23 protein-coding genes and 1 pseudogene are annotated in these 23,559 nt (G+C 40.1%); 13 read left to right on the top strand and 11 right to left on the bottom strand.

Annotated elements, in window-relative coordinates; genetic code table 11:
• Nucleotides 1-49: 49 nt before the first annotated feature.
• From bioD to ACFPOH_RS14095, 5 genes are all read left to right on the top strand, one after another.
• Nucleotides 50-751 carry a dethiobiotin synthase gene (gene bioD / locus ACFPOH_RS14115; protein ID WP_342468761.1) on the top strand — a complete coding sequence of 234 codons (702 nt, stop codon included), beginning with the start codon at nucleotides 50-52 and terminating at the stop codon, nucleotides 749-751.
• Entirely contained in the window at nucleotides 723-2,093 is a 1,371-nt protein-coding gene (gene bioA / locus ACFPOH_RS14110; RefSeq protein ID WP_390310296.1) for an adenosylmethionine--8-amino-7-oxononanoate transaminase, read from the top strand. The genes bioD and bioA overlap by 29 nt, the downstream gene beginning before the upstream one ends.
• Nucleotides 2,090-2,668, top strand: coding sequence for a biotin transporter BioY (locus tag ACFPOH_RS14105; RefSeq protein ID WP_342468759.1), 579 nt, complete (start codon nucleotides 2,090-2,092; stop codon nucleotides 2,666-2,668). The genes bioA and ACFPOH_RS14105 overlap by 4 nt, the downstream gene beginning before the upstream one ends.
• The gene (bioB, locus tag ACFPOH_RS14100; protein WP_342468758.1) at nucleotides 2,665-3,663 is read left to right on the top strand and encodes a biotin synthase BioB; all 999 of its coding nucleotides are present in this window, start codon (nucleotides 2,665-2,667) and stop codon (nucleotides 3,661-3,663) included. The genes ACFPOH_RS14105 and bioB overlap by 4 nt, the downstream gene beginning before the upstream one ends.
• A gap of 217 nt (nucleotides 3,664-3,880) precedes the next feature.
• Nucleotides 3,881-4,216: a hypothetical protein gene (locus ACFPOH_RS14095; protein WP_342468757.1), complete on the top strand. Its 336-nt coding sequence runs from the start codon at nucleotides 3,881-3,883 to the stop codon at nucleotides 4,214-4,216.
• A gap of 105 nt (nucleotides 4,217-4,321) precedes the next feature.
• On the opposite strand, the gene ACFPOH_RS14090 is transcribed toward ACFPOH_RS14095, so the two are convergent.
• From ACFPOH_RS14090 to ACFPOH_RS14065, 6 genes are all read right to left on the bottom strand, one after another.
• Nucleotides 4,322-4,903 carry a nitroreductase family protein gene (locus ACFPOH_RS14090; RefSeq protein ID WP_342581724.1) on the bottom strand — a complete coding sequence of 194 codons (582 nt, stop codon included), beginning with the start codon at nucleotides 4,901-4,903 and terminating at the stop codon, nucleotides 4,322-4,324.
• 207 nt (nucleotides 4,904-5,110) lie between these two features.
• A complete protein-coding gene (locus ACFPOH_RS14085) occupies nucleotides 5,111-5,950 on the bottom strand; it encodes an ABC transporter ATP-binding protein (protein WP_390310293.1) in 840 nt (279 codons plus the stop codon).
• Complete coding sequence (locus ACFPOH_RS14080; protein ID WP_390310291.1) at nucleotides 5,950-6,981, bottom strand: FecCD family ABC transporter permease; 1,032 nt, start codon at nucleotides 6,979-6,981, stop codon at nucleotides 5,950-5,952. The genes ACFPOH_RS14085 and ACFPOH_RS14080 overlap by 1 nt, the downstream gene beginning before the upstream one ends.
• Entirely contained in the window at nucleotides 6,978-8,012 is a 1,035-nt protein-coding gene (locus tag ACFPOH_RS14075; protein ID WP_342468753.1) for a FecCD family ABC transporter permease, read from the bottom strand. Before ACFPOH_RS14075 ends, ACFPOH_RS14080 begins: the two co-directional genes overlap by 4 nt.
• Nucleotide 8,013: 1 nt before the next feature.
• Nucleotides 8,014-9,063: an iron-siderophore ABC transporter substrate-binding protein gene (locus tag ACFPOH_RS14070; protein ID WP_390310288.1), complete on the bottom strand. Its 1,050-nt coding sequence runs from the start codon at nucleotides 9,061-9,063 to the stop codon at nucleotides 8,014-8,016.
• Between the two features lie 215 nt (nucleotides 9,064-9,278).
• On the bottom strand, nucleotides 9,279-9,941 hold the full coding sequence (locus tag ACFPOH_RS14065; RefSeq protein ID WP_342581727.1) for a hypothetical protein: 663 nt from the start codon (nucleotides 9,939-9,941) through the stop codon (nucleotides 9,279-9,281).
• 270 nt (nucleotides 9,942-10,211) lie between these two features.
• Here ACFPOH_RS14065 and brnQ point away from each other — a divergent pair, with 270 nt between their 5' ends.
• Nucleotides 10,212-11,549 (top strand): branched-chain amino acid transport system II carrier protein, encoded by a 1,338-nt coding sequence (gene brnQ / locus ACFPOH_RS14060; RefSeq protein WP_390310286.1) that lies wholly within the window; start codon nucleotides 10,212-10,214, stop codon nucleotides 11,547-11,549.
• A gap of 162 nt (nucleotides 11,550-11,711) precedes the next feature.
• Here brnQ and ACFPOH_RS14055 read toward each other — a convergent pair whose 3' ends face one another.
• From ACFPOH_RS14055 to ACFPOH_RS14040, 4 genes are all read right to left on the bottom strand, one after another.
• A complete protein-coding gene (locus ACFPOH_RS14055; protein WP_390310284.1) occupies nucleotides 11,712-12,629 on the bottom strand; it encodes a vWA domain-containing protein in 918 nt (305 codons plus the stop codon).
• A 256-nt stretch (nucleotides 12,630-12,885) separates the two neighbouring features.
• A complete protein-coding gene (locus tag ACFPOH_RS14050; protein WP_390310282.1) occupies nucleotides 12,886-14,202 on the bottom strand; it encodes a sensor histidine kinase in 1,317 nt (438 codons plus the stop codon).
• Nucleotides 14,203-14,386: 184 nt separating this feature from the next.
• Nucleotides 14,387-14,545 (bottom strand): AgrD family cyclic lactone autoinducer peptide, encoded by a 159-nt coding sequence (locus tag ACFPOH_RS14045; RefSeq protein ID WP_342468747.1) that lies wholly within the window; start codon nucleotides 14,543-14,545, stop codon nucleotides 14,387-14,389.
• Nucleotides 14,526-15,086: an accessory gene regulator ArgB-like protein gene (locus tag ACFPOH_RS14040; RefSeq protein WP_390310305.1), complete on the bottom strand. Its 561-nt coding sequence runs from the start codon at nucleotides 15,084-15,086 to the stop codon at nucleotides 14,526-14,528. Before ACFPOH_RS14040 ends, ACFPOH_RS14045 begins: the two co-directional genes overlap by 20 nt.
• Before the next feature lie 735 nt (nucleotides 15,087-15,821).
• On the opposite strand from ACFPOH_RS14040, the gene ACFPOH_RS14035 reads away from it, so the two are divergent.
• From ACFPOH_RS14035 to ACFPOH_RS14005, 7 genes and pseudogenes are all read left to right on the top strand, one after another.
• Nucleotides 15,822-16,238 (top strand): acyl-CoA thioesterase, encoded by a 417-nt coding sequence (locus ACFPOH_RS14035; protein WP_342468746.1) that lies wholly within the window; start codon nucleotides 15,822-15,824, stop codon nucleotides 16,236-16,238.
• Between the two features lie 315 nt (nucleotides 16,239-16,553).
• Nucleotides 16,554-17,144: pseudogene (locus tag ACFPOH_RS14030) on the top strand (ABC transporter substrate-binding protein); the annotation flags it as partial.
• Between the two features lie 123 nt (nucleotides 17,145-17,267).
• Nucleotides 17,268-18,200, top strand: a complete 933-nt coding sequence (locus ACFPOH_RS14025) for an ABC transporter permease (protein WP_342468745.1) — start codon at nucleotides 17,268-17,270, stop codon at nucleotides 18,198-18,200.
• Between the two features lie 41 nt (nucleotides 18,201-18,241).
• Entirely contained in the window at nucleotides 18,242-19,135 is an 894-nt protein-coding gene (locus tag ACFPOH_RS14020; protein WP_390310303.1) for an ABC transporter permease, read from the top strand.
• Between the two features lie 14 nt (nucleotides 19,136-19,149).
• The gene (locus ACFPOH_RS14015; RefSeq protein WP_342468743.1) at nucleotides 19,150-20,202 is read left to right on the top strand and encodes an ABC transporter ATP-binding protein; all 1,053 of its coding nucleotides are present in this window, start codon (nucleotides 19,150-19,152) and stop codon (nucleotides 20,200-20,202) included.
• Nucleotides 20,195-21,121, top strand: a complete 927-nt coding sequence (locus ACFPOH_RS14010) for an ABC transporter ATP-binding protein (protein ID WP_390310279.1) — start codon at nucleotides 20,195-20,197, stop codon at nucleotides 21,119-21,121. The genes ACFPOH_RS14015 and ACFPOH_RS14010 overlap by 8 nt, the downstream gene beginning before the upstream one ends.
• A gap of 226 nt (nucleotides 21,122-21,347) precedes the next feature.
• Nucleotides 21,348-21,863, top strand: coding sequence for a DUF4871 domain-containing protein (locus tag ACFPOH_RS14005; RefSeq protein WP_390310277.1), 516 nt, complete (start codon nucleotides 21,348-21,350; stop codon nucleotides 21,861-21,863).
• A 143-nt stretch (nucleotides 21,864-22,006) separates the two neighbouring features.
• On the opposite strand, the gene ACFPOH_RS14000 is transcribed toward ACFPOH_RS14005, so the two are convergent.
• A complete protein-coding gene (locus ACFPOH_RS14000; RefSeq protein ID WP_390310275.1) occupies nucleotides 22,007-23,308 on the bottom strand; it encodes an NCS2 family permease in 1,302 nt (433 codons plus the stop codon).
• Between the last annotated feature and the right edge of the window lie 251 nt (nucleotides 23,309-23,559).

Genomic DNA, 23,559 nt, shown 5'->3' with positions numbered 1-23,559 from the left:
ATAAATAACTAAGTTAACATAAAACCACAACAGCTAAGAAGGTGATAAGTTGAACCATTTTTGGGTTGCAGGAACAGACACCGATGTAGGGAAAACTTTCATCACAACATTGATTATGCGGTATTTGCAAAGAAAAGGGTTAAAAGTTGTACCCTATAAGCCCGTACAAACGGGAGCGGTAAAAAAGGGGGATATAACCTACTATTACGATACGTCTACTTACTTAAATTATAGTTTGCATCCTTTATCTCCCGAATCAATCAATTCATATTCTTTCCCTGTTCCCGCCTCTCCCCATTATGCCGCCGAGCTGGAGGGGGAATGGATCAGTGGGGCACAAATACTGAATAAAATAAGCCATTTAACAAAAGAATATGACGCTGTGATTTGCGAAGGGGCTGGAGGTCTGTTTGTACCTTTGCAACCCCATACTGCATTGACTTTGTTGGATATCATTCAACGCTCAAAACTGCCGGTTGTATTGGTGACACCCTCAAAACTTGGCATGATCAATCACACATTATTATCTCTTGATGCTCTAAATACAAGAGGAATAGAAGTGCTTGGCATCGTCATCAACCAATATAAAAATAGTCCCATTGAACAAAATAACGTCCAAACTTTGCGCCGGTTCATTCCTGACAAGCCAATAGTCATTGTCGAGGGAAACCGGACGATTGAAAGCTTTGACGGAGAAACGATTTTTGAAAGGCTGATTACGGTTGAATTACTTGGAACTTCAAGACCTTGATCTAAAACATATTTGGCATCCTTGCTCCCAAATGAAAGACTATGAATCTTTCCCTCCTATCGTCATTGAGCGGGGCGAAGGAGTCTGGCTGTACGATAAGCAAGGAAACCGTTATTTGGATGCGGTTTCCTCCTGGTGGGTCAACTTGTTTGGACATGCCAATCCGCGCATCAGCAAGGCAATCGCTGATCAGGCAAAAAAATTGGAACATGTCATCTTTGCAAACTTTACCCATGAACCGGCCATCCACGTGGCAAAAAAGCTGGTGGACAAAACACCGGATGGCTTGGAAAAAGTATTTTTCGCCGATAACGGTTCAGCCGCCATCGAAATTGCATTGAAAATGAGTTTTCAATATAGAGTCCAAACCGGCCAACCGAATAAACAACGGTTCTTGACTTTTACCAATGCCTATCATGGGGAAACACTCGGAGCATTATCTGTCGGGGCAGTCGACTTGTACAACAAAGTATTTACACCCCTTCTTTTGAATGTCGTCCGTGCAGAAGGACCGAATTGTTACCGCTGTCCATTTAATGAAAATCCAGGCACATGTGATGCTCCTTGCGCCCTGTTTGTTGAAGAACAGTTCGAAAAACATGCGGACACCCTTTCCGCCGCCATCATCGAACCGTTAATCCAAATAGCAGGCGGCATGAACATGTATCCCCCTGTTTTCTTAAAAAAATTAAGAGCATTGTGTGACCAGTACGATGTGCATCTCATTGCAGATGAAATCGCGGTCGGCTTTGGAAGAACAGGCACGTTATTTGCGTGCGAACAAGCGGACATTACTCCGGATTTCCTCTGTTTATCCAAGGGCATTACTGGCGGTTACTTGCCTCTTTCGGCAGTGTTGACGACAAACAAAATCTATTACGCCTTTTATGACGATTACGGCACGATGAAAGCTTTCTTACATTCCCATAGCTACACGGGAAATCCTCTGGCATTGCGTGCAGCCAAGGAAGTCCTCGCCATCTTTGAAGAAGAGAAGGTATTAGAAAAAATTGCGGACAAAGCAAAATTATTAAACCAACTGGCGCATGAAGCCTTCGATTCACTTCCAACCGTTGGGGAATATCGTCAAACGGGATTTGTCGGAGCCATTGAACTGGTTGCCGATAAAAAGTCAAAAGCGCCACTCCCTGAAGAAGAGCGTATTGGCTATCAAATATACAAAAGGGCATTAAAAAAAGGAATTTTGCTCAGAGCCCTTGGCAACATCTTATATTTCATGCCTCCATACGTCATTTCCGAAGAAGAAATTGAATGGATGGTGGAAACGGCAAAACAGGAAATCATGGAATTTTTCAAAGAGAGAAAGGTGGGAATTCGATGAGAAATTCGCAAATTTATTCCCTTACACTCGTTGCAATATTTGCGGCGCTTACAGCAATTGGGGCATTCATCAAGATACCGTTGCCGATTGTGCCGTTTACACTGCAAATTGTCATCGTATTTTTGGCAGGATCGATTTTAGGAAGCAAAAGAGGTTTGCAGAGCCAATTGGTTTATATCTTGGTAGGTTTGGCAGGACTCCCTGTCTTTACAAAAGGGGGCGGGCTGACATATGTATTGCAGCCCACTTTCGGATATTTGGCCGGTTTTGCTTTAGGCGCTTTTGTGATCGGATACATTATTGAACGCGGAGGAGAAGAACCTTCCCGTTTACGATTTGTCATGGCGAATTTGGCAGGCACATTCGTGATTTACGCAATTGGTGCCCCTTACGTTTACTTGGCATTAAATTTCTGGCTTGATATGCCGACAAGCGCATCAACCGTATTTGTAACCGCCTTTTTAAGCACGGTAGGTGTTGACATTGTATTGGCGATGGTCACTGGACTTTTTGCAAGACGGATTTACTTCATTTTAAATAAAAGACTAATCAATGTATTGGAGGCAACAAAATGAATTGGCAAACTCTAGCCCAAGAAGTCATTGACGGAAAAGAACTTTCAAATGAAGAAGCGATGGCGATTTTAAACGCGGAGGATGATGAACTCCTTCCATTATTGCATGGAGCATTTACAATCCGGAAACACTACTTCGGGAAAAAAGTGAAACTGAACATGATCATGAATGCAAAAAGCGGCTACTGCCCCGAAGATTGCGGTTATTGTGCCCAATCTTCGAAATCCTCTGCTCCGATCACAAAATATCCTTTCATCACAAAAGAGGAAATTTTGGAAGGGGCAAGAATCGCTTTCGAAAATAAAATTGGCACCTATTGCATCGTGGCAAGCGGCCGAGGTCCGACCCGGAAAGATGTGAACGTGGTCAGTGAAGCCGTGAAAGAAATCAAAGAAAAATACGGATTAAAAGTATGCGCCTGTTTGGGGATCTTAAAAGAAGAACAAGCACAGCAGCTGAAAGAAGCGGGTGTGGACCGTTACAACCACAATATCAATACATCCGAAAGACATCACTCATTCATCACGACAACCCATACGTACCAAGACCGGGTGAATACAATTGATATCGTGAAAAAGCACGGCCTTTCCCCTTGTTCCGGCGCCATCATCGGCATGAAAGAAACAAAACAGGATGTGATTGATATCGCCCGGGCTTTGCGGGCGCTTGATGCAGATTCCATTCCGGTCAACTTTTTGCATGCGATCGAGGGCACGAAACTGGAAGGGACAAATGAGCTGAATCCGCGCTATTGTCTGAAAGTCCTTGCCTTATTCCGCTACATGAACCCGACAAAAGAAATCCGCATTTCCGGAGGGCGAGAAGTGAATCTCCGTTCTTTGCAGCCGTTGGGATTATACGCGGCAAACAGCATTTTCGTCGGCGACTATTTGACAACGGAAGGACAAGAATCAAACCAGGACTATCAAATGCTGGAAGACTTGGGTTTTGAAATCGAGCTTACGGAAAAACAGCAGGAGCTGTTGAACGTTTAAAAAACATCTCATTAGTGCATGAGGAATTCGCCGAAGAATGGCCATTTAAATTGATAAAACAAGGTGTCCAATACTTCTGGATCAGGACACCTTGTTTTTTCCCCCAATAGAAGGATTGGAACTATTCCCCATCTTCATCCGTGAATTTTCATTCAGTTACTTTTTTATTATCAAAAACATATAATACAAAAGATAATTGGATCGGGGGAGCTGGAGGATGGTCAATGAATTTTACCCATTTTTTCAACTTGAACAAGAAAATCAGTCAGCACAAAACAGCACCAGCAATGACTCTTCCGATATCAGTCTTGCAAAATTAGCAGTGTTCGGCAATATTATTCAAATCATCGGGGCATTGATTTCAACTTATTCAGCAATCCTGGAGATTGAACAACTTCAGCGCCAACAACGTACCCCACAGCCTGCCCAACAACCCACACAACCGCCATACCAAAACCCGTACGAAGAAAGAATCAAGGAACTCGAAAGGCAAATTCAATATTTGACAAAGGAAATTGAAAAACAGAAAGAAAAGAGGTTTCCTTATTATTAAAAAAGCTTGCAAAACAAGTCCTTGACTTATTTCGCAAGCTCATCATCATTTCTTGATCCAAAGAATCCTTCACTTTTCCTCGAAGTCCGTTTGATGGATGGGAACTTATTTAAGGACAACAAGTTTTTTCTCCACCGGGATAATCTCTTTTTCGATCGCCGGCTGCGCTTGTTTACCGAAAGGCATTTGCGCAATAATCTTCCAATTTTCAGGAATGTTCCATTCTGGACGTATATCGATGTCTATATGTTGAAGGGATGCGGCATAACCAACCTCCTCTAATCCCGTCCAGATGACGTATTGAAGCATGCCTTGGTTTTGATGGGCCCATGCTTCAAGCGCATCACGGAGATGTGGCATTTTATTTTGCAAACCTTCGATGACTTCCCGGTCTTGGAAGAATAAAACGGTTCCATGACCATTGCGGAAACCTTGAATTCTTTGTTGTGTCCGTTCAAAATCTACCGGATTTTTATCGCGGGCAATTTTCTCCGCGTCGTCCCAAAGTTGTTTATGATGTTTTCCAAACAAAATGGCTACACGGGTTTCTTGCCCATTGAATGCAGTCGGTGTATGATTCAAAGCTGATTTGACAATTTCAACCACTTCTTCATCAGGTACAACCGCTTCATCTTCCAATGCACGAATGGACCGGCGATTTTTTACTGCTTCAAAAAATTCCATCATTGGCACCTCCTACATCTATTTGCTACTTATATTATTAACATAACATTTTTGAAAATGTGTTTCTAATAACTGACAATCAAATGAAGAGTTTTCAACATGGTGTTTTTTTACGATTGCTGACTGATTCACCTGCCGCGCTTTTGAAGGACTTGGTACAAGCCTTTATTAGATTTCCCTGCGCCAAACGGCAAAATAGCCGCCGGAAAGTCAGCACCTTTCCAGACGGCATTCAAAACGGGAATTTTCCAAATGATTATGATATCTGCCAATTGGCACAATGGATGGGGATAATGAAACCGGATCTTGAATCACTGTGCAATCAAGTCCAAAAACATCTTTAATTAATTGGCTATTGATCACTTCTGACGGAGTTCCTTCCGCCACCAGCTTTCCTTGCTGGAAGGCAAAAATATGATCCGCATATCGGGCGGATAAATTGATATCATGCAGCACCAATACGATGGTTGTGCCCCGTTTCCGGTTCAAATCTGTCAACATATCCAATATTTCCACCTGATAGGTGATATCCAGATAGGTGGTTGGTTCATCCAAAAACAGGATATCCGTCTGTTGAGCTAGGGCCATTGCGATCCATACCCGCTGTCTTTGGCCGCCTGACAGCTCATCGATATATCGATCCGCCAAATCCGTAATGTTCATGATTTCCATCGCTTCGCTGACCGCTTCATCATCTTTGCTTGTCCAGCCTTTTAAAAACGAATGATGCGGAAATCTTCCCCGGCCTACCAAATCAACCACAGTGATCCCTTCAGGAACAATGGGTGATTGAGGCAAATACCCTAACACACGAGCCAATTGTTTCGTTGGAATTTGATGAATCGGTTTCCCATCCAACATGACCTGGCCGCTTGCAGGCTTGATTAACCTTGCCATCGTCTTGAGCAATGTGGATTTGCCGCAACCATTCCCCCCGATAATCACACTGATTTTATTGCTTGGGATGGTAATGGTAACATCTTGCAAAACCGTCTTTTTATCGTAGCCCGCATATAAATTTTTTGCTGTCAGCACGTGTGCAGGATTCATTAAAAACCACCCTTTCGATTCAAACGGACTAATAAATAGAGCAAGTAAGGCGCTCCAAGCACGCCGGTGATCACCCCTACAGGATATCTCGCTTCAAAGGCATGTTGGCCAATCAAATCTCCGGCCAGCACCAAAATGACACCAACGAGCCCGGCAGGAATTATGTTGGAATAGCCCGAACCCATGATCCGATTGGCGATCGGTCCCGCAAGGAAGGACACAAAGGCGATCGGTCCTGTCGTTGCGGTAGCGATGGCAATCATCAAAACGGAACTGATCATGAGCATGATTCTGGCCATGTTCACGTTCACGCCTAGAGATGTAGCGGTTTGGTCGCCCAATTCCAACATTTCCAGTTGTTTGCCGTATAAGAGCAGAATGGGAGTAAAAAGTACAACGGTCACGATTAAAGGAAAAAGGGTTTCCATTTTCAAACCATTTAAGCTTCCGCTCAACCAACGCAATGCGGTTGGCAAATCATTCCGGCTTCCAATCAACAATAAATAAGAAATGACGGAATTGAGCATCGCCTGAATGCCAATGCCGATTAAAATCAATCGTCCGATGGAAAAAGAACTTCCTTTCGCCAACAAATAGATCACCAAAACCGTACCTAAACCGCCAATAACGGCAGCAACGGATGTCATTGCCAAACTCGCATGGAGGATGACGATACAAAAAACGGCGGCGGCACTCGAACCTGTTGTAATCCCAATGACATTCGGATTGGCGAGCGGGTTGCGGAGCATCGTTTGAAACACATAACCGCCTGCTCCAAAGGCAAACCCCGCAAACAGTCCTGCCACCATCCGTGGCAATCGGATTGTTCCAACAGCAAAAGATGCTCCCTTGACTTGTTCCCCAAGAAGCACCCGGATGACATCTTGGACGGGATAAATCGTGTTGCCCAGCATCAGCATCAAGGCGCACAAAGCAAAGGAGATCAGGCAAAGCAAGGATGTCAAAAGCACAAAACGGCGAAACCTTCTTGATCGAGCTGTCCGAATTAACTGCAATGTCTCATTCATCATATTTCACGAACTTTCGCTTTCATTGTGATAAAGATTAAAATGGGGGCACCGATAAAGGCCGTCACCACTCCGACTTCCAATTCCCCCGGACTTCCCAGGATCCTGCCGATAACATCGGAAAATGTCAAAATGATCGCTCCTGTCAAGGCGGACATCGGGATGACATATCGCATATCCGGTCCAATGATTAATCGAATGACATGGGTTGCGAGCAAGCCGACGAACCCGATCGGGCCTGCAAGCGCGGTTGCGGCACCACATAACAGCACTCCGCCAAATGCGGCAAGGAGCCGAATAAACCCAATCCGTACACCCAAACTTTTGGCAACCTCATCCCCCAAAAGCATTGCATTTAAAGCCGGCGCTGTCATCAATGCAATCAGGAGACCTACAATTAGAAATGGAAGAAAAATCATAATGGAATCCCACGTGCCGGATCCTACGCTGCCTACTTGCCAAAAACGGAATTGATCCATGACGTTGTTGCGGGGAATCATAATGGCCGAGACAAGCGATGACAATACGGCACTTGTCGCGGCCCCGGCCAATACAAGTTTCAACGGCGTCGCGCCACCGCTTCCCATCGAACCGACCGAATAAACGAATACGGCTGTTATCATTGCTCCGACAATGGCAAACCAAATATATTGACCGGCAGAAGTGATATGGAAAAATGCAATCCCGGTTACGACAAAAAGGGCGGCTCCCGTATTCACTCCCAGAATGCTTGGGTCTGCAATCGGATTGCGGGTCACTGATTGCATCAAAGCGCCGGAAACCCCTAGAGCCACACCGCACATGATGCTGAACATCGTACGAACCACCCTTTGCCGCACAACATTGGCTTCGTGGGTATCGACATTGGAATGAAATAACCCGTCCATGATATCCGCCAAACCGATGGCCCTTGAACCAAACAGCAACGAAGCGATGATGCAAACACCAAGCAATAATACGAGCACCATGAGTAATGCTGCAAATCTTTTCGGGATGAGGGTTTGCTTGTTCTCTTTATAGGCAGTCGTTTTCATATTAATTCAGCTTTTTGGCCGCTTCAGAAAGTAAGCCCAAGTATTCATCGATGGTGTACGCAATGGATAGCGGATTCGGATTTCCCGCCGCCGCAAGTGGCGTATTATCGCCAATGACTACAACGGCCCCTTTTTGAATGGCAGGCACTTTGCCTAAAATCGGATCATTTTGTAGCGCTTTTAAAGTATTGTCATCCCCGTATGTCACGATGATGTCCAAATCATTTAATGCATCCGCGTTTTCCGCACTCATTTCAATATAGAAACTGTCCTGATCCCCAAATGTTTCGATTAAGCTTTCAGGATATTGCATTCCCAATTCCTCAAGAAATTCACCGCGAGGGTCTTGAGTTGTATAAATGTAGAATTTGGATAAATCGGCTGCGCTGATGGAAGCAAAAGCGGCTTTTTTCCCTTTGATTTCAGGATGTTCGCCCGCTTTCTCTTGAATTAAGTTTTCAGTGTCCTTAATCAGTTGCTTTCCTTCTTCTTCCATCCCCATTCCTTTGGCATTATATAAAATTTGGTCTCTCCAAGAAATCACCCATGGAGTTTCCGGATAAGCCACAACCGGAGCGATTTGGCTTAAAAGATCATATTCTTCCTGTGTAATACCGGAATAGGCGGCAAGGATTACATCCGGCTCAGCATCTGCAATCGCTTCGAAATCCAGACCGTCTGTATCTTGGAAAATATTCGGATTTTCAACACCAAGTTCTTTCAATTTCTCTTTTGTCCACGGAAGCATTCCGCTGTCATCTTGTACGCCGTAGTTGGCGGCCGAGAATCCAACCGGCACAACCCCCAAAGCCAAAGCCACATCATGGTTTGCCCAGGAAATTGTTACAATGCGTTCCGGTTTCTCTTCAATCACCGTTTCACCAAAGGCATGTTTTATGACAATTGGATATTCGGAACCGTTTTCATTTTTTTCCGCATTTGATTCAGCTTCTTTTGAATCTTTGTCATCGGATTGACCGGAACAACCCGCCAGGACCAATAAAAATATGAAAGTTAATGATAAAACAGAAAGATAACGTTTAAGATTCATATTTTACACCCCATATTTTATTATTGATAATAATTATCATTCGCAATATAAATATATATTTTGTATAAATGTTTGTCAATCACAAATTCCAATTCCGTGATAAAATTTTACCCCATGATTTTGTGCGAAAAACTTCCCAAAATAAAAGCACCATGCCTCCCTGAGCCAGGGCAAACATGATGCCGGTTATGTATTAAAATTATTATTCATCTATGTCATATATGTCGAATATCCAATACAATCACCGGTTGATCCTCTTCAAAATAATAGACATCAAAAACGAGTTTATTGCGAAGAACCGCCAATTTCACCGCCTGTTTTTTATTTTTCCTTATTGCACTGCCAAATTTTTCTTCGAATGTGGAATAAGGCTTCAATAGAATATAATCCACTTCCAAAATGCGGCACAAACTGATCAACTCGATCAATACTTTCATTTCCAGCCCTTTATTCAAATAATCATCATTCAAAGATATCTCACTCACTACAAGAAGCTTTAAATAACATTCTTTCATTTCTTTTTGAAAATGTTTCATGAATGAGGACATGATAAAATATTCTTCACTTGAAAAACTGTTTGCGACCGATAACAATTCAGACGGTCTTATGAAATACGAATTATAAATTTTGAAGTGGAGATATCCGATGATTTGTGCCCCTTCATTGATTGAAATGATGTTTGACCATCCGTTGATCAATTGCAATTCAGGATTTGTTTCGATTGAAGTATCAATCCGGATATAAGTGCTTCTAAATTCCTCAAAAATGACGTCTGTTTGTTCCCCCCAGAAAAAAGGTTTGAACGAATTCCCTTCTTTTTGGTTTTCGTCGCCGGAACCGCTCTCAAAATCGTTTTGATCTTCATCCTTATATTCCATAAGAACAACCCCTCTTCAACATTTTCAAAAATAAATTAACACGAACAAGAGTTCTTGTAAATATAAAATTTGTATAATTCAGAATTTTTAGTTTTTATATCTTTTTATAACAGCGGATATCTACTCTTTTATATCGTTAAATTTATAAAAAAATTAACAATTTAATTATTAGAGTGAAAATTCCTTATTTTCCTACTTTCTTAATATTCATAGATTCCTTTTTCGATAGTTGATAAAATGATGGAGATTCATCTGAGAAGGAGCATGATTATGAAAAAGTCAAGTTCATTTACTACCTATGCCATCATTGGTACCATGCTGTTCGGCATGTTTTTTGGTGCGGGGAATTTAATTTTCCCAATCCAAATGGGACAACTTGCCGGTACGAACTTTTGGCCGGCTTTGATCGGATTTCTCATTACCGCCATCGGACTGCCTTTCTTGGGAATTGTCGCATTCGGTTTGTCCGGAAGCAACAGTTTACTTGAACTGGCCGGACGGGTTCACCCAATATTCGGCGTTGCATTTGCCATCGCCCTCTACTTGACGATCGGGCCGTTTTTTGCAATTCCACGGACGGCCACAGTGCCTTTTGTGGTAGGTTTCGAACCGTACATCAATCCTGAATACAGCACATTATTTTTAGGTATTTTCAGTTTTGTGTTTTTTGCGATCGTTTATTATTTCTCTTTGAATCCCGCCAAAATCGTGGATTATATCGGGAAATATTTAACTCCTGCATTTTTATTGTTCCTTTTCATTTTAATTGTGATCGCCATAATCAAACCGATGGGGACATTCCAGAACCCTGCCGGAGATTATGGGGACCTTGCATTTATTACCGGTTTTAAAGAAGGGTATAACACAATGGATCTCCTCGCATCCTTGGCATTCGGAATTGTTGTCATCAATGCCATCAAGGGACGGGGGATTACCGATAAAAAGGAAATTGCCGTATCCACTTTGAAAGCCGGCGTTTTTGCCATGGCGCTAATGGCGCTCATCTATGGGCTCATCACTTATATGGGGGCATCCAGCGTATCCGCCATTGGTACCTTCGAAAATGGAGGTCAAATTTTTGCAGCCGTCGCCCAGCATTATTTTGGCGACTACGGGGCCATCCTGCTTGCCATCATCATTGTGCTAGCTTGTTTAAAAACAAGTATCGGGCTCATTACATCTTGCAGTGAGTTTTTCAATCAAGTGTTCCCGAAAGTCAGTTACAAATGGTTCGTATTGATTCTGTGCCTTGTTTCATTCACCATCGCCAACTTTGGATTGAACAACATCATTCAATTCGCCATCCCTGTATTAATGTTGCTTTATCCTTTGGCAATCGTGCTCATACTATTGACTTTATTTTCCCATTTATATGGAAATAAGCGGAGCGTTTATGCTTCCGCGATGGTCTTCACATTCTGCGTCAGTTTCTTTGACGGATACAGCACATTGGTTTCGAGTTTGCCAGGTGCAAGCTTGTCCTTATTCGATTCGATCAAATCTTTCTACTCCAATTATTTGCCGCTTTACAACATCGGCCTTGGCTGGATGTTGCCGGCAATCGTCGGGGTCATCATCGGCCTGGTTTGGCCCAAAAAAACCGTATAATGCCATGAGGCTGCCAAGTTTCCCGGCAGCCTCATTTTTCTTGATTTCTCCACTGTTTTGGCGGATTCATTTCCTACTGTTGGCCATTGGAAAGATACTTTTTCTCCAATTGTTCTACTGTGAGTGGTCTGCTTCGCACTCACTTCTCATTGAAGCACTCATCTATCTACTTATTTGGGTATTGGTGACATATTTTTCTTCTAACTGTTCAAGGGCTTCTTTATAATTTTGTTCATTGATTGCCTTTAATTCTTTATTGAAATTTTTAATCTCATTATCAATCCATTTATGATATTTACTATTTTTATTTATTAAATATTCGTAGGTTTCATTATTAAATACTTTTTCTTCGTGCAATTTTGTTAAAATGAAATATATTTTTTCTCTCTCTTGTACTCCTTTACTTTCTTCCTTCGTTATATAAACAAAAATTTCCAAGTTATTTTTAATATAATTTCTTTCATATTGTTGTTTTCCCTGCTTCAACCATTTCCCCCATTGTTCTGCCAAATTATTCAGTTTTTCCAGTTCCTTTTGCAATTCACTTTCACTTGTTACTGTGCCATAGATTCCATTCACTTCGGAAGCCAATTGTTTCAACTGTTGTTTCCCTTCATTATCCACATCAAATCCAATCACATTTATAATAGGGGTAATATTGAAGTTGTATAACTCTTTGGCCGCTTCTATCGGCTCGTCTTCACATGTTTCGATTCCATCACTGACCAAGTACACAATATTGGTATTGTTTTCACCGTCAAAGGCAGCCAAATCCTTTTTGGCTTCACGCAATGCCAGTCCGATTGGCGTCCAGCCGCTTGGAGAAAATTGATTAAGCGCTGCTTTGAACTGTTCAGGATTATAATTGGAAATGGAATACATCAGTTCACTGCTGCTGCAGGATAATTTCTTATCCGAATCAGAGCCACTTCCTTTATGGCCATAAACTCGAATGCCAACTTTCGCATTTTGCGGCAGTTTTTCTACAAAAGCTAAAATAGAGTCTTTGGCTGAAGCCATTTTTGCTTTCCCATTGATGGTTTGTGCCATACTTCCCGATGCGTCAATGATAAATAACACATTTAAATTCTCTTTGAATTGGTAGCGGGAATCCGTAACTTGGGGATTACCAAATGTTTCAAATTTGAGTCGATTAATCAGGTTTTCTGGTCCCTCATAATCAAATTGCACTCGTTTTAATATTTCACGATAATAGCTATCTAATTCTTGTTCAGTTGGATTTTCAGAGATATCCGGTAAATCACTGAAAACTTTTAAATCCCCACAAAAAAACCTCGAAAGGCTTCACGCCTATCAAGGTTCATTCATTGAAGTATCACTCACTGGTTGATTTCCTCTCTGGGCAATCATATCCATGATTTTTAATTTCCAGAACTTGTGTAAAGGAATTTTCATGAATGGAAGTGTTTAAATGGGCATTGGGATAATGATTCAAAATACATTTTACATTGCTTAACCCTTTTCCGCGGTTTTGCCCTTTTGTGGAGAAGCCTTCTTTATAGATTTCCTCCACATTCACCAAATCTCCATTGAAAGTATTTTCAATAATGATCATCACGGAATCGCTGTTTGTTTTATAAAAAGCGATATCAATACTTTTTTCCGACTTGGAATCCGCAGTCGCTTCAATGGCGTTATCCAAAAAGATTCCCAGAATTCGCGCCAAATCAATCATATTCATATGAATATCTTCAATTTCATCCGATATTTCGATATTGACTGAGATGTTTTCATTTTCGGCCTGCATCACTTTTGATAAAATGAGCCCTTTAATACCGGTTATTTTCAACTTTGATAAAGAAGCCAACAGCTGATTCCTCTTTAACGTGTTCTCCTCGGTCGAAAATATATGCTTTTTAAAATATTTTTTCAATCCTTCAAAATCATTGACTTCTATGTAACCTTGCATTGTAACGAGTATATTGAGGTAATCATGACGGAATTTTTGCATATCATTATTGATTACTTCCAACGACTTCATATAGTTCTCAAACTGGGCATTTTCAAATTCAATTTTATTAATGTAATGTTGCTTTTTGATGTTGAAAATCGTCAAAGAAAGTATAAACAGCATGATGGCAAAGTAAATAATTTGAATAATGAGATTAAAAACCAAAATGGTATCCTTTGATAAATATTCCGTCAAATAAATATTTATATAAAAGGTGGCCATCGTTACGATCAGCACAAAAAGAATGAATATGTAAGCGCTTTTCATTTCCGGGACGTATGCAATGACCTTATTGTAAAAATATCGGTAAATCAGAATACATAAAATATATATCAAAATGAAAAGGCAATAATGTTCCAGAACTCCCGGCAAGAAATCAAAGGTAAAAGGAAGCAAAACATATTGGGTGAGATTGTCCACCAGAATGCCGAAAATGATGAAAAAGCAAAGGTGTACCAGCACTATATAATCCCTCGAAAGCACATAAAGATAAACGAAGGAACTGATAATGAAATAAACAATCCCTTGCCATTGTCCCATCCATAAAAAAGCGAGGCTGGTAGGTCCAAAAATGAATAAAATGAAACCGAAAATCGATTTAAAGTTTAATTTGATTTGCGCTGTGTACATGATTGCCCAAAAAATCAAGAAAAGCTCAATCGTTATAAACAAGATTTTCATATTTTTCTCCCAGCTTAATTAATAGAGTGATGTTGGTTGTCTCGTGGTGTATTGTGGAAATAAAATGGGTATTCCTATATTTTATTTTAATAATACAATTCACCTGTAACAAGGTACAGTTGTCTTGACATAAAAGAAAAGTTCCGACGGGATCATGGAAGTCGGAACTTTCTTACAAAATGCATTATTTTTTTGAAGCAAACAGATTATTTTGTAATAACTCATTTGGCACTTTTTTCTCATGGAATAATGTCGTACATCCATTTGTAGTCGCTATTCCTCCGAATACCACTACAAATGCAGCAATTTTTGCCAATACATTTTTAACACTCATCCATTTCATAATAAAATTCCCCCTTGATTGATTGTGCTATTAGCATAATAGTTTCCACCAATACCCCATAAGCAATAAAAACCTTCACATCAAAATTCACAATGCAAAATATTCCGAATATTAGGAATACGCGGAACATCATTTTTTTCCGCAAATATTTTTTATGATTTTGATTAATAAGCGGATGTTTTTCTGTGCCTTTTGGTGCAAGCATATAAATGAGTATTAATGAAACTCCAAAGATGATGTATAAGAGAGTGCCGGAAATCATATTATAATAACTGGCAATCAATTTGACCGCGATTGGAAATGTAATGATGCTTGTACCAATGCACACATACAAATTGCTGAAGTGATATCCAAAACAAACCTGCCTTAACAGAAAGAAGCTAATATGAGCAATCAATGTAGGAACAATGCAGTCTAATAAATAAGCCAAAGAATAGATTAAGATGATTTTGTAGAGTTCAGAAAGAATGAGTTGAATTCCAAATTTTAATTTTTCCCTTTCCAGATTGGAAAAATACTCTTGATTTAATAGATGGTAGATCGCGTTTTCGATTCTGGAAATTTCTCATACTCCCTCCTTTGTTTGATAGTAAGTGAAATTTCACCTCCCACCTTTATATTACCATCAATTCATAAATTGGTAAATTATTGATTTTTTACTAATTTTACCATTATAAGTTAATATTTATTTGCTCTTGTATTCATTTTTTTGATTATTCCCACTATTACCACATTTCACATTCAACTTTATTCTTGCTGTTTTTACATGTTATGATAGTATAAATAGGTTTTTTCAACACAACTGGTTTCCAACAAAAAAATTGGAAAAATAGTATTATTTAAGGTAACATAGGTTTGGAATTGAAAGGAGGAAAAAGAAAAATGTTTGATCAAATTGGTATTGGCATCATCCAAGCTTTGATTGTTGTGTCTGTTGTATTTATCGTTCTTCTTTTACCGATTGGGGATTACTTATTGAGAAAAAAATAATGCACATATTTTATATATAAGAAGGGGGGAAATGATGCTCCCTTCTTTTTTCATTTTCAATGATAGCTTCATTGTCAACAAATTGACAAATTGGAACCTATTGAAGAAGTTGAAATTTCTTAAGAAAATAGAAAATGGTATCTGAATTTTATTAACAAAAGTGGTATGATTACATCAAACCAAAATATTAGTCGGCATTATTTTAATCAGAATTGATTGATTCACGTTTCTGTTCAAAGCTGCTGACGATTATTAAACTTCTTCAAATATATTGAGGTGATGGAAAATGCAAAATCGCAAGCTGGTCATTCAAATGGAATTGCCAATACAAGCTTATGATATTGATGCAATGGGAATTGTGAGTAATCTTGTGTACGTGCGGTGGTTTGAAGATTTACGAATGGAATTTTTAAATGCGACGTATTCCTTGACAGAAATGATGAAATCGAACATTACACCGATTTTGATGCGCACGGAAGTCGACTACCGCAAACCGCTCACGATTTTTGATAAACCAATCGGGCGATGCTGGTTGGTTGAATCGGGGAATTCCAGCTGGGAGATGGCATTTGAAATCAAGAGCGGGGACAAGCTGTACTGCAAAGGCATACAGAAAGGCTGCTTCTTTGATTTAGAAAAGAAAAAAGTAACGCGCATACCTCAGCAATTAATCTCAGCCATCGATCGCCTTATTGAACCGTAATCATGATCGTTCTGGGGCAAATCCATTGGGTTCCGGAGATTGCCCCAGCCGCACCATTTGCGCAACCCTTTCAAAACTTCCCCCAATCCGATTCAGTATGGGATGGTCTAACATTTCCTTTTTTTACCTATCCTTCCAATATCAACTTGTTTATTCGTTATACCAAAATATCTTTATATCGTGATGAATCTTTCAATACGCTGGCAATTGTTATTAATTTAATAGTAATAGATACAATTATAATAGTAGAAATTAATATATTTTTAGAAAAAATTATTATTTCCGTTTTTTTCAGATAATTAAAAAGTGTTTATTTCGATTCAAGGTTTTGAAGAAGATCGCGGCTACATCAAGGACAATGATGTGGAAGAAGCGAAAAAAGCCCTTGAACAAGGTATGAAAGAGCTAGGAATCAGCAAACCGGAAGATATCAACATCACAATTTCATTTAATACGAGTGAAGCCCATGCATCCATTGCCCAATTCATTCAAGAAAATTGGCGCAAAAACTTGGGCATCAATGCAACACTTGACAACTCCGAGTGGCAAGTTTACTTGGACAAACTGACAAAATTGGATTACCAAGTTGGCCGTTTGGGTTGGATTGCAGACTACAACGATGCTTACACATTCTTAGAGCAATATGATTCTGCTGATAACGGCAACAACGATACAGGTTGGGAAAATCCAGAATACACAAAACTTTTAAGAGAAGCGAACAAACAAACGGATGAAGAAAAACGTTTTGAAATGTTAAAACAAGCGGAAGCAATCATCATGGAAGAAATGCCGGTTGCACCAATTTACTACTACACTAGTCTGTACGTTTCAAAAGACCATGTGAAAAACATGAAACCGGATAAATTGGGCAACATTTATTTGAAATATGTTGATATTGAAAATTAATTTGTCCCTGTAAAATTAGGTTAAATAGTTGCAAAGGCTGCTGAAATCGATTTTATTGATCAGAAGCAGCCTTTCACTATTTTTTGGGCGTGTACAGAATTTTTAGATAAAGGAGGGAACACTTTGCTGAAGTACATTATCAAAAGAATCATTCATATTTTGATTGCGTTATTTATCATCATCACCGCAACCTTTTTCTTGATGAAGGCGGCACCTGGTAATCCTTTTGCAAGTGAAAGGAATTTTCCGCCTGAAATCGAAGCCAATTTAAAAGCGAAATATGGACTCGATAATCCTTGGTATATCCAATATAAGGATTATTTGTTCAATACCCTCACATTTGATTTCGGAGAGTCGATGAAATATAAAAACCGCTCCACAAACGATATCATTGCGGACGGATTCCCTGTATCGTTATCCCTTGGACTTGAAGCCATGTTTTTAGCGGTTGGAATAGGCGTTTTGCTTGGTATCATTGCAGCCCTTTACCACAACAAATTTATTGATTATTTTGCAACGACCATCGCGGTTTTGGGCATTTCAATCCCCTCATTCGTTATGGCCGGATTAATGCAATACTTCATCTCTTTAAAATTGGGCCTATTCCCTGTTGCCGGGTGGAACGGCTTTAAATATTCAGTTCTGCCAGCGTTGGCGATCGCTTTGACACATGCGGGGTATATCGCAAAATTGGTCCGTTCCAGCATGTTGGAAGAAAACAATAGCGAATATGTGAAGTTGGCCCGTGCCAAAGGGCTTGGCAAATGGACAATCACCTTTAAGCATACATTGCGCAATGCGTTAATGCCTGTTATTACCTATTTAGGGCCTTTGACAGCCGGTGTTGTAACAGGAAGCTTTGTCATTGAACAAATTTTTGCCATTCCTGGTTTGGGCAGACATTTCGTTCAAAGCATCACAAACCGTGATTATACCGTAATCATGGGAACAACTGTATTCTATGCAATTATTTTAATGTTCGCCGTGTTATTAGTGGACATCTTATACACTTTCATTGACCCGCGCATTAAGTTGAAAGGAGGAGCAAAGAAATAATGACAAAACAGCATGAAACGATTGACAATTTAACTCCGGAAATGTTTACAGTAGTCGGACCGCGGTTGGAAGAAAGCGATAAAATGACAAAGAAGTCTGTATCTTTTTGGAAAGAGGTATTCCTCCGCTTTAAACAAAACAAATTGGCGGTTTCAGGGGTCATCATTCTGTTCATCATCGCATTGTTTGCGGCATTGGTCCCTGAACTTTCTCAATACAGTTATCGCGATCAATTAGGCATTTATAATCAGGCGCCTTCAAAAGACCATTGGTTTGGCACCGATGATTTAGGGCGGGATGTTTTTGTCCGTGTATGGTATGGAGCCCGCATTTCATTATTCATCGGGATTACGGCTGCCATCATCGATTTAATCATCGGTGTTTTATGGGGAAGCATTTCAGGCCTGATTGGCGGACGTGTGGATGATATTATGATGCGTTTTGTGGATATTTTATCCGCCATTCCTTACCTTTTGGTTGTCATCATTTTACTTGTTGTGATGGAACAAGGTCTCCTTCCGATGATTATCGCCTTATCGATTACAGGTTGGGTCAATATGGCGCGAATTGTCCGCGGTGAAGTGTTGTCCATAAAAAACCGCGAATTCGTTCTGGCTTCAAGAACCCTTGGCGCAAGCACCAGCCATTTAATCAAGCGCCACATCATACCGAACGCGTTAGGTGCGATTCTTGTAACAATGACATTGACAATTCCGACAGCCATCTTCACTGAATCCTTTTTAAGCTTTTTAGGTTTGGGCGTAACACAACCGGTGGCGAGCTGGGGAACAATGGCATCTGAAGGGATGGGCGGTTTAAGGGTGGCCCCTTGGCGTTTATTCTTCCCTGCCTTCTTCATTTCCTTGACCATTTTTGCTTTCAATGCCATTGGTGATGGTTTGCGCGATGCACTTGATCCGAAATTACGCAAGTAGAAAGGGGTGGAAAAATGAAAAAACCATTGTTGGAAGTAAAGAATTTAAAAATAAACTTCAAAACATACGCAGGACTTGTACAAGCAGTAAGGGGCGTTGATTTTACATTATACGAAGGCGAAACATTGGCGATTGTGGGCGAATCCGGTTCGGGAAAAAGTGTGACCAGTAACGCCATTATGAAATTGATTCCGCAGCCGCCGGGAATATATGCGGATGGTCATATCTTATTCGAAGGAAAAGATTTGATCCCTCTTTCAGATAAAGAAATGTCCAAAATCCGCGGAAATGAGATCGCGATGATTTTCCAGGACCCAATGACCGCTTTAAACCCTACAATCCGTGTTGGAAAACAAATAATGGAAGTGATATTAAAACATAAAAAGGTTTCAAAACATGAGGCGCAAGAAAGAGCGATTGAGCTCCTTCGCCAAGTCGGTATTCCAATGCCGGAAAAACGCTTCAACCAATTTCCCCATGAATTCAGTGGCGGAATGCGCCAGCGCGTCGTCATCGCCATTGCGCTTGCGGCTGATCCGAAACTATTGATTGCCGATGAACCGACAACAGCCCTTGACGTGACCATCCAGGCGCAAATATTGGAATTGTTGAAGGAACTTCAAAAGAAACGGAAAACATCCATTATTTTTATCACCCATGATTTGGGGGTTGTTGCAAATGTCGCCGATCGTGTGGCGGTCATGTACGCAGGGCAAATTGTGGAATACGGAACGGTCAACGATATTTTCTACAACCCCAAACATCCGTACACATGGGGACTGCTTGGCTCCATGCCTGATTTAAATAACAAAAGTGATGAAAAATTATATGCGATTCCAGGTTCTCCGCCGGATTTGACAAATCCGCCGATAGGAGATGCCTTTGCACCCCGGAACAAATATGCATTGGCCATCGATTTTGAAAAAGAACCGCCAATGTTTAAAGTATCCGATACACATTATGCAAAAACATGGTTATTGCATGAATATGCTCCGAAAATCGATGTTCCTGAACCAATCGTGAGAAGAATGGAAAGATATAAGAAGGAGGCTGAATTAGGTGAATAGCAATCATAAATTATTGGAAGTAAAAAATTTGTCTCAATATTTCGGCTCTCCTTCCAATCCTATCAAAGCGGTGGACGGAATCAGTTTTCATATTTTTGAAGGGGAAACGTTGGGCCTTGTGGGTGAATCCGGTTCCGGCAAATCGACGACAGGCCGTTCCATTATCGGTCTTTATGACATAACGGGCGGCGAAGTGATTTTCAAAGGAAAAAATATTCATCAAGTCAAATCAAAAAAAGATCAGAAGCAATTAAAGCGGGAAATGCAAATGATTTTCCAAGATCCATATGCATCATTGAACCCGCGGATGACAGCTGGTGAAATCATCAGTGAAGGATTTGATATCCACGGCCTGTATAGAAATAAGAGCGAACGCCAAGCAAAAATCATCTCGTTGTTGGAAGCGGTCGGTTTAAATCGTGAACATATGACACGGTATCCCCATGAATTTTCCGGCGGCCAAAGACAACGGATCGGGATTGCCAGAGCGTTAAGTTTGGATCCAAGCTTCATTATCGCCGATGAGCCGATTTCCGCATTGGACGTTTCCATTCAGGCGCAAGTGGTCAATTTGCTAAAAGATCTGCAAAAGGAACGAAATTTGACTTATTTATTTATTGCCCATGATTTATCGATGGTCAAATATATCAGCGATCGGATTGCGGTTATGTATCGGGGAAAAATTATGGAGTTGGGCGATGCAGACGAAATTTACAACAACCCAATTCATCCATATACAAAATCATTATTATCCGCTGTTCCTCTTCCAGATCCGATTTTGGAAAGAAAACGGAAACGAATTCCTTATGTCCATGAAGAAACACCGGATACAGCTAAAATGCATGAGCCATTGCCAAATCATTTTGTTTACGGTACGGATGAACAAGTCAATAAATGGATAAAACAAGCAAAGCTGTAGGGCTTAGTGGAAAAAAGGCTTAAGGGGCCCTAAATCCCCTTAGGCCTTTTTTTGTTTTTTGGGAGTACTTGACGGAAAGAAGAGGCTATGAAAATCTTTTATTTATTTTCCGCTCTAAGAGGCTTGGCATTCGGCATCCGAATGATTAAATAAGAAGGAATATTAGTAAAAATGTTGAAAGTAATATAAAATGTCGTTTATTTCAAGCTAATAAAGGGAGAGTCATATGAGGAATAAAATCATTATGTGGATTTCTGTACTATTGTTAATGACTCTTGTCGGTTGTAAAAATGTTGAAGAAGACAAAAAGTTAGAGGAAAGCCCTACTTTTACATTACCCGTGACTTTTCATGACGGGACAAAGGGTGAGTATGTATTGATTGGGAAAGAAGGTAAGGTGGGAATTTTGGTCGGTTCGGGTAACGAAGGTGAAGCAGTCGCAATAAAGTTTATTGCGAATCAACCGGATAAATATATGTGGCATTTCTGGGGAGAGGAAGATAAAATCAGCGGTGATTTTAAAGTAGTTGGTGTTGATGAAGACGGAAAAGAACATCCTGTTTTGTTATTTGGCAATGATGCAGTATGGCAATATTCTGATATTTCCATTAGCCCACATAACGGTGCAGATTCCCATATTCCATCTAATATGATGTTCCCTTCAAGTGGATTATGGAAATTAAAAATATATTTTAATGATCAATTATTTGAGGAACTCGTTATAAACGGTGAAGAAAGTTGATCTTCAACTAATTGATAAAGAGGCAGAGTTAACCGTTCGAAGATTAACTTTGCCTGTTGTTTTAACATAAATGGAATAATCCCCTAGGTGATTCTTCCGCACCAATAAAACAAGCCTCTCGCGAAATGAGAGGCTTTTCATTTTTAGTGAGACATAATCACTAACAGGATAATGAATAAAATCGCAAAGAGGTAAAGTAATGGATGAACCTCTTTACCCTTACCTTTCAGTAACTTAAATAATGGATAAGAAATAAACCCGAATGCAATACCATCTGAGATACTAGACGTTAATGGCATGATTAAAATAACTAAAAAGGCTGGAAATGCTTCTTCTACTTTATCCCATTCGATATGGCGAACAACACCAATCATTAAACTACCCACGATAATTAAGGCAGGAGAAGTAATAGCAGGTACACTTGCTAATGTAGCTGCTAATGGCGAGAAGAATAACGTAATGACAAATAGCCCTGCAACTACTAACGACGTTAATCCAGTACGTCCACCTACTGCTACACCAGAAGAAGATTCGATATAGGCTGTGGATGGACTTGTACCAAACATTGAACCGATGATCGTTGCCATCGAATCACCAAGGAAAGCTTGACGTGCTCGTGGCAATTTATCTTCTTTTAAAATACCCGCTTGTTTCGCAACGCCAATCATCGTACCTGTCGTGTCAAACAATGTAACTAAAATGAATGAAAATACTGTCCCATATAAACCATATTTAATGACATCGCCAAAAGCTTCAATTGGATTCCATACTAAAATCCCTTCTGGTAATGATGGCATTGAAATAACACCATTGAATGTTACATTGCCAGTTAATGCTGCAAGGATTGCTGTCACAATCATACCCCAGAAAATTGCACCGAATACACGGTACATCATGAAGATAGCCGTAACAAGAACCCCTACAATTGTTAACCAAACCATAGGGCTTGATAAATCTCCTAATCGGACTAATGTCGCTTCGTCATCTGTCACAATACCTGCTGATCGCATACCAATGAAAGAGATGAATAAACCGATACCAGCAGTAATAGCTAATTTTAAATTATTCGGTATGGCTTTAACGAGCATTTGTCGTAAAGGCGTTAAGCTAATAATAAAGAAAATAATACCCGCTACAAATACAGCAGAAAATGCTGTCATATAGTCAATTTCGCCTTTAGAAGCTTGGACAACCGAGAATGTAAAGAATGCATTTAACCCCATACCCGGAGCCATTGCAATTGGATAATTGGCAAATAACGCTAACCATAATGTACCAAATACTGCCGCAATAATTGTCGCTGTGAATACTTGTTCACTAGGCACACCAGAAATCGCTAGAATCGAAGGGTTAACGATGACAATATATACCATTGTTAAGTAAGTGGTTAATCCTGCAAAAATTTCAGTTTTTACAGTTGTCTTATTTTCTTGTAGTCGAAACAAAAAGTTCAGCCCCCTAAATACGAACATTTAAAACAACAGAATTAATAATATTCGGTCTTTAGCTTAAATGCAAGTGTTTTTTACGGGAATTTTCTCTGTATATCCAAATTTTAAAAATAAAGAATTAGATGTAGTATAGATTTATGGACACAACTTGGTTAAGTCATTAATATTAAACTAACGAAAGGTTGTGTCCGAATCATGAGTCAAAAACGGTATAATCAAGAATTTAAACAAACAGTAGTTGAGCT

The organism is Ureibacillus suwonensis, from assembly GCF_042655065.1.
In the GTDB taxonomy this organism is placed as follows: domain Bacteria; phylum Bacillota; class Bacilli; order Bacillales_A; family Planococcaceae; genus Ureibacillus; species Ureibacillus suwonensis.
Note: the sequence above shows the minus strand (reverse complement) of the source record. Positions and strands in the feature narration are given on the sequence as shown.

Bases quoted from the DNA above. Each gene is read 5' to 3' on its own strand.
- ACFPOH_RS14090 (WP_342581724.1), bottom strand. From the start codon at position 4,903: ATGATGGAATTTTTTGAAGCAGTAAAAAATCGCCGGTCCATTCGTGCA.
- ACFPOH_RS14070 (WP_390310288.1), bottom strand. From the start codon at position 9,063: ATGAATCTTAAACGTTATCTTTCTGTTTTATCATTAACTTTCATATTT.
- ACFPOH_RS14080 (WP_390310291.1), bottom strand. From the start codon at position 6,981: ATGATGAATGAGACATTGCAGTTAATTCGGACAGCTCGATCAAGAAGG.
- ACFPOH_RS14035 (WP_342468746.1), top strand. From the start codon at position 15,822: ATGCAAAATCGCAAGCTGGTCATTCAAATGGAATTGCCAATACAAGCT.
- ACFPOH_RS14015 (WP_342468743.1), top strand. From the start codon at position 19,150: ATGAAAAAACCATTGTTGGAAGTAAAGAATTTAAAAATAAACTTCAAA.
- ACFPOH_RS14005 (WP_390310277.1), top strand. From the start codon at position 21,348: ATGAGGAATAAAATCATTATGTGGATTTCTGTACTATTGTTAATGACT.
- brnQ (WP_390310286.1), top strand. From the start codon at position 10,212: ATGAAAAAGTCAAGTTCATTTACTACCTATGCCATCATTGGTACCATG.
- ACFPOH_RS14020 (WP_390310303.1), top strand. From the start codon at position 18,242: ATGTTTACAGTAGTCGGACCGCGGTTGGAAGAAAGCGATAAAATGACA.
- ACFPOH_RS14085 (WP_390310293.1), bottom strand. From the start codon at position 5,950: ATGAATCCTGCACACGTGCTGACAGCAAAAAATTTATATGCGGGCTAC.
- ACFPOH_RS14095 (WP_342468757.1), top strand. From the start codon at position 3,881: ATGGTCAATGAATTTTACCCATTTTTTCAACTTGAACAAGAAAATCAG.
- bioB (WP_342468758.1), top strand. From the start codon at position 2,665: ATGAATTGGCAAACTCTAGCCCAAGAAGTCATTGACGGAAAAGAACTT.
- ACFPOH_RS14105 (WP_342468759.1), top strand. From the start codon at position 2,090: ATGAGAAATTCGCAAATTTATTCCCTTACACTCGTTGCAATATTTGCG.
- ACFPOH_RS14045 (WP_342468747.1), bottom strand. From the start codon at position 14,545: ATGAAATGGATGAGTGTTAAAAATGTATTGGCAAAAATTGCTGCATTT.
- ACFPOH_RS14050 (WP_390310282.1), bottom strand. From the start codon at position 14,202: ATGAAAATCTTGTTTATAACGATTGAGCTTTTCTTGATTTTTTGGGCA.
- ACFPOH_RS14065 (WP_342581727.1), bottom strand. From the start codon at position 9,941: ATGGAATATAAGGATGAAGATCAAAACGATTTTGAGAGCGGTTCCGGC.
- ACFPOH_RS14075 (WP_342468753.1), bottom strand. From the start codon at position 8,012: ATGAAAACGACTGCCTATAAAGAGAACAAGCAAACCCTCATCCCGAAA.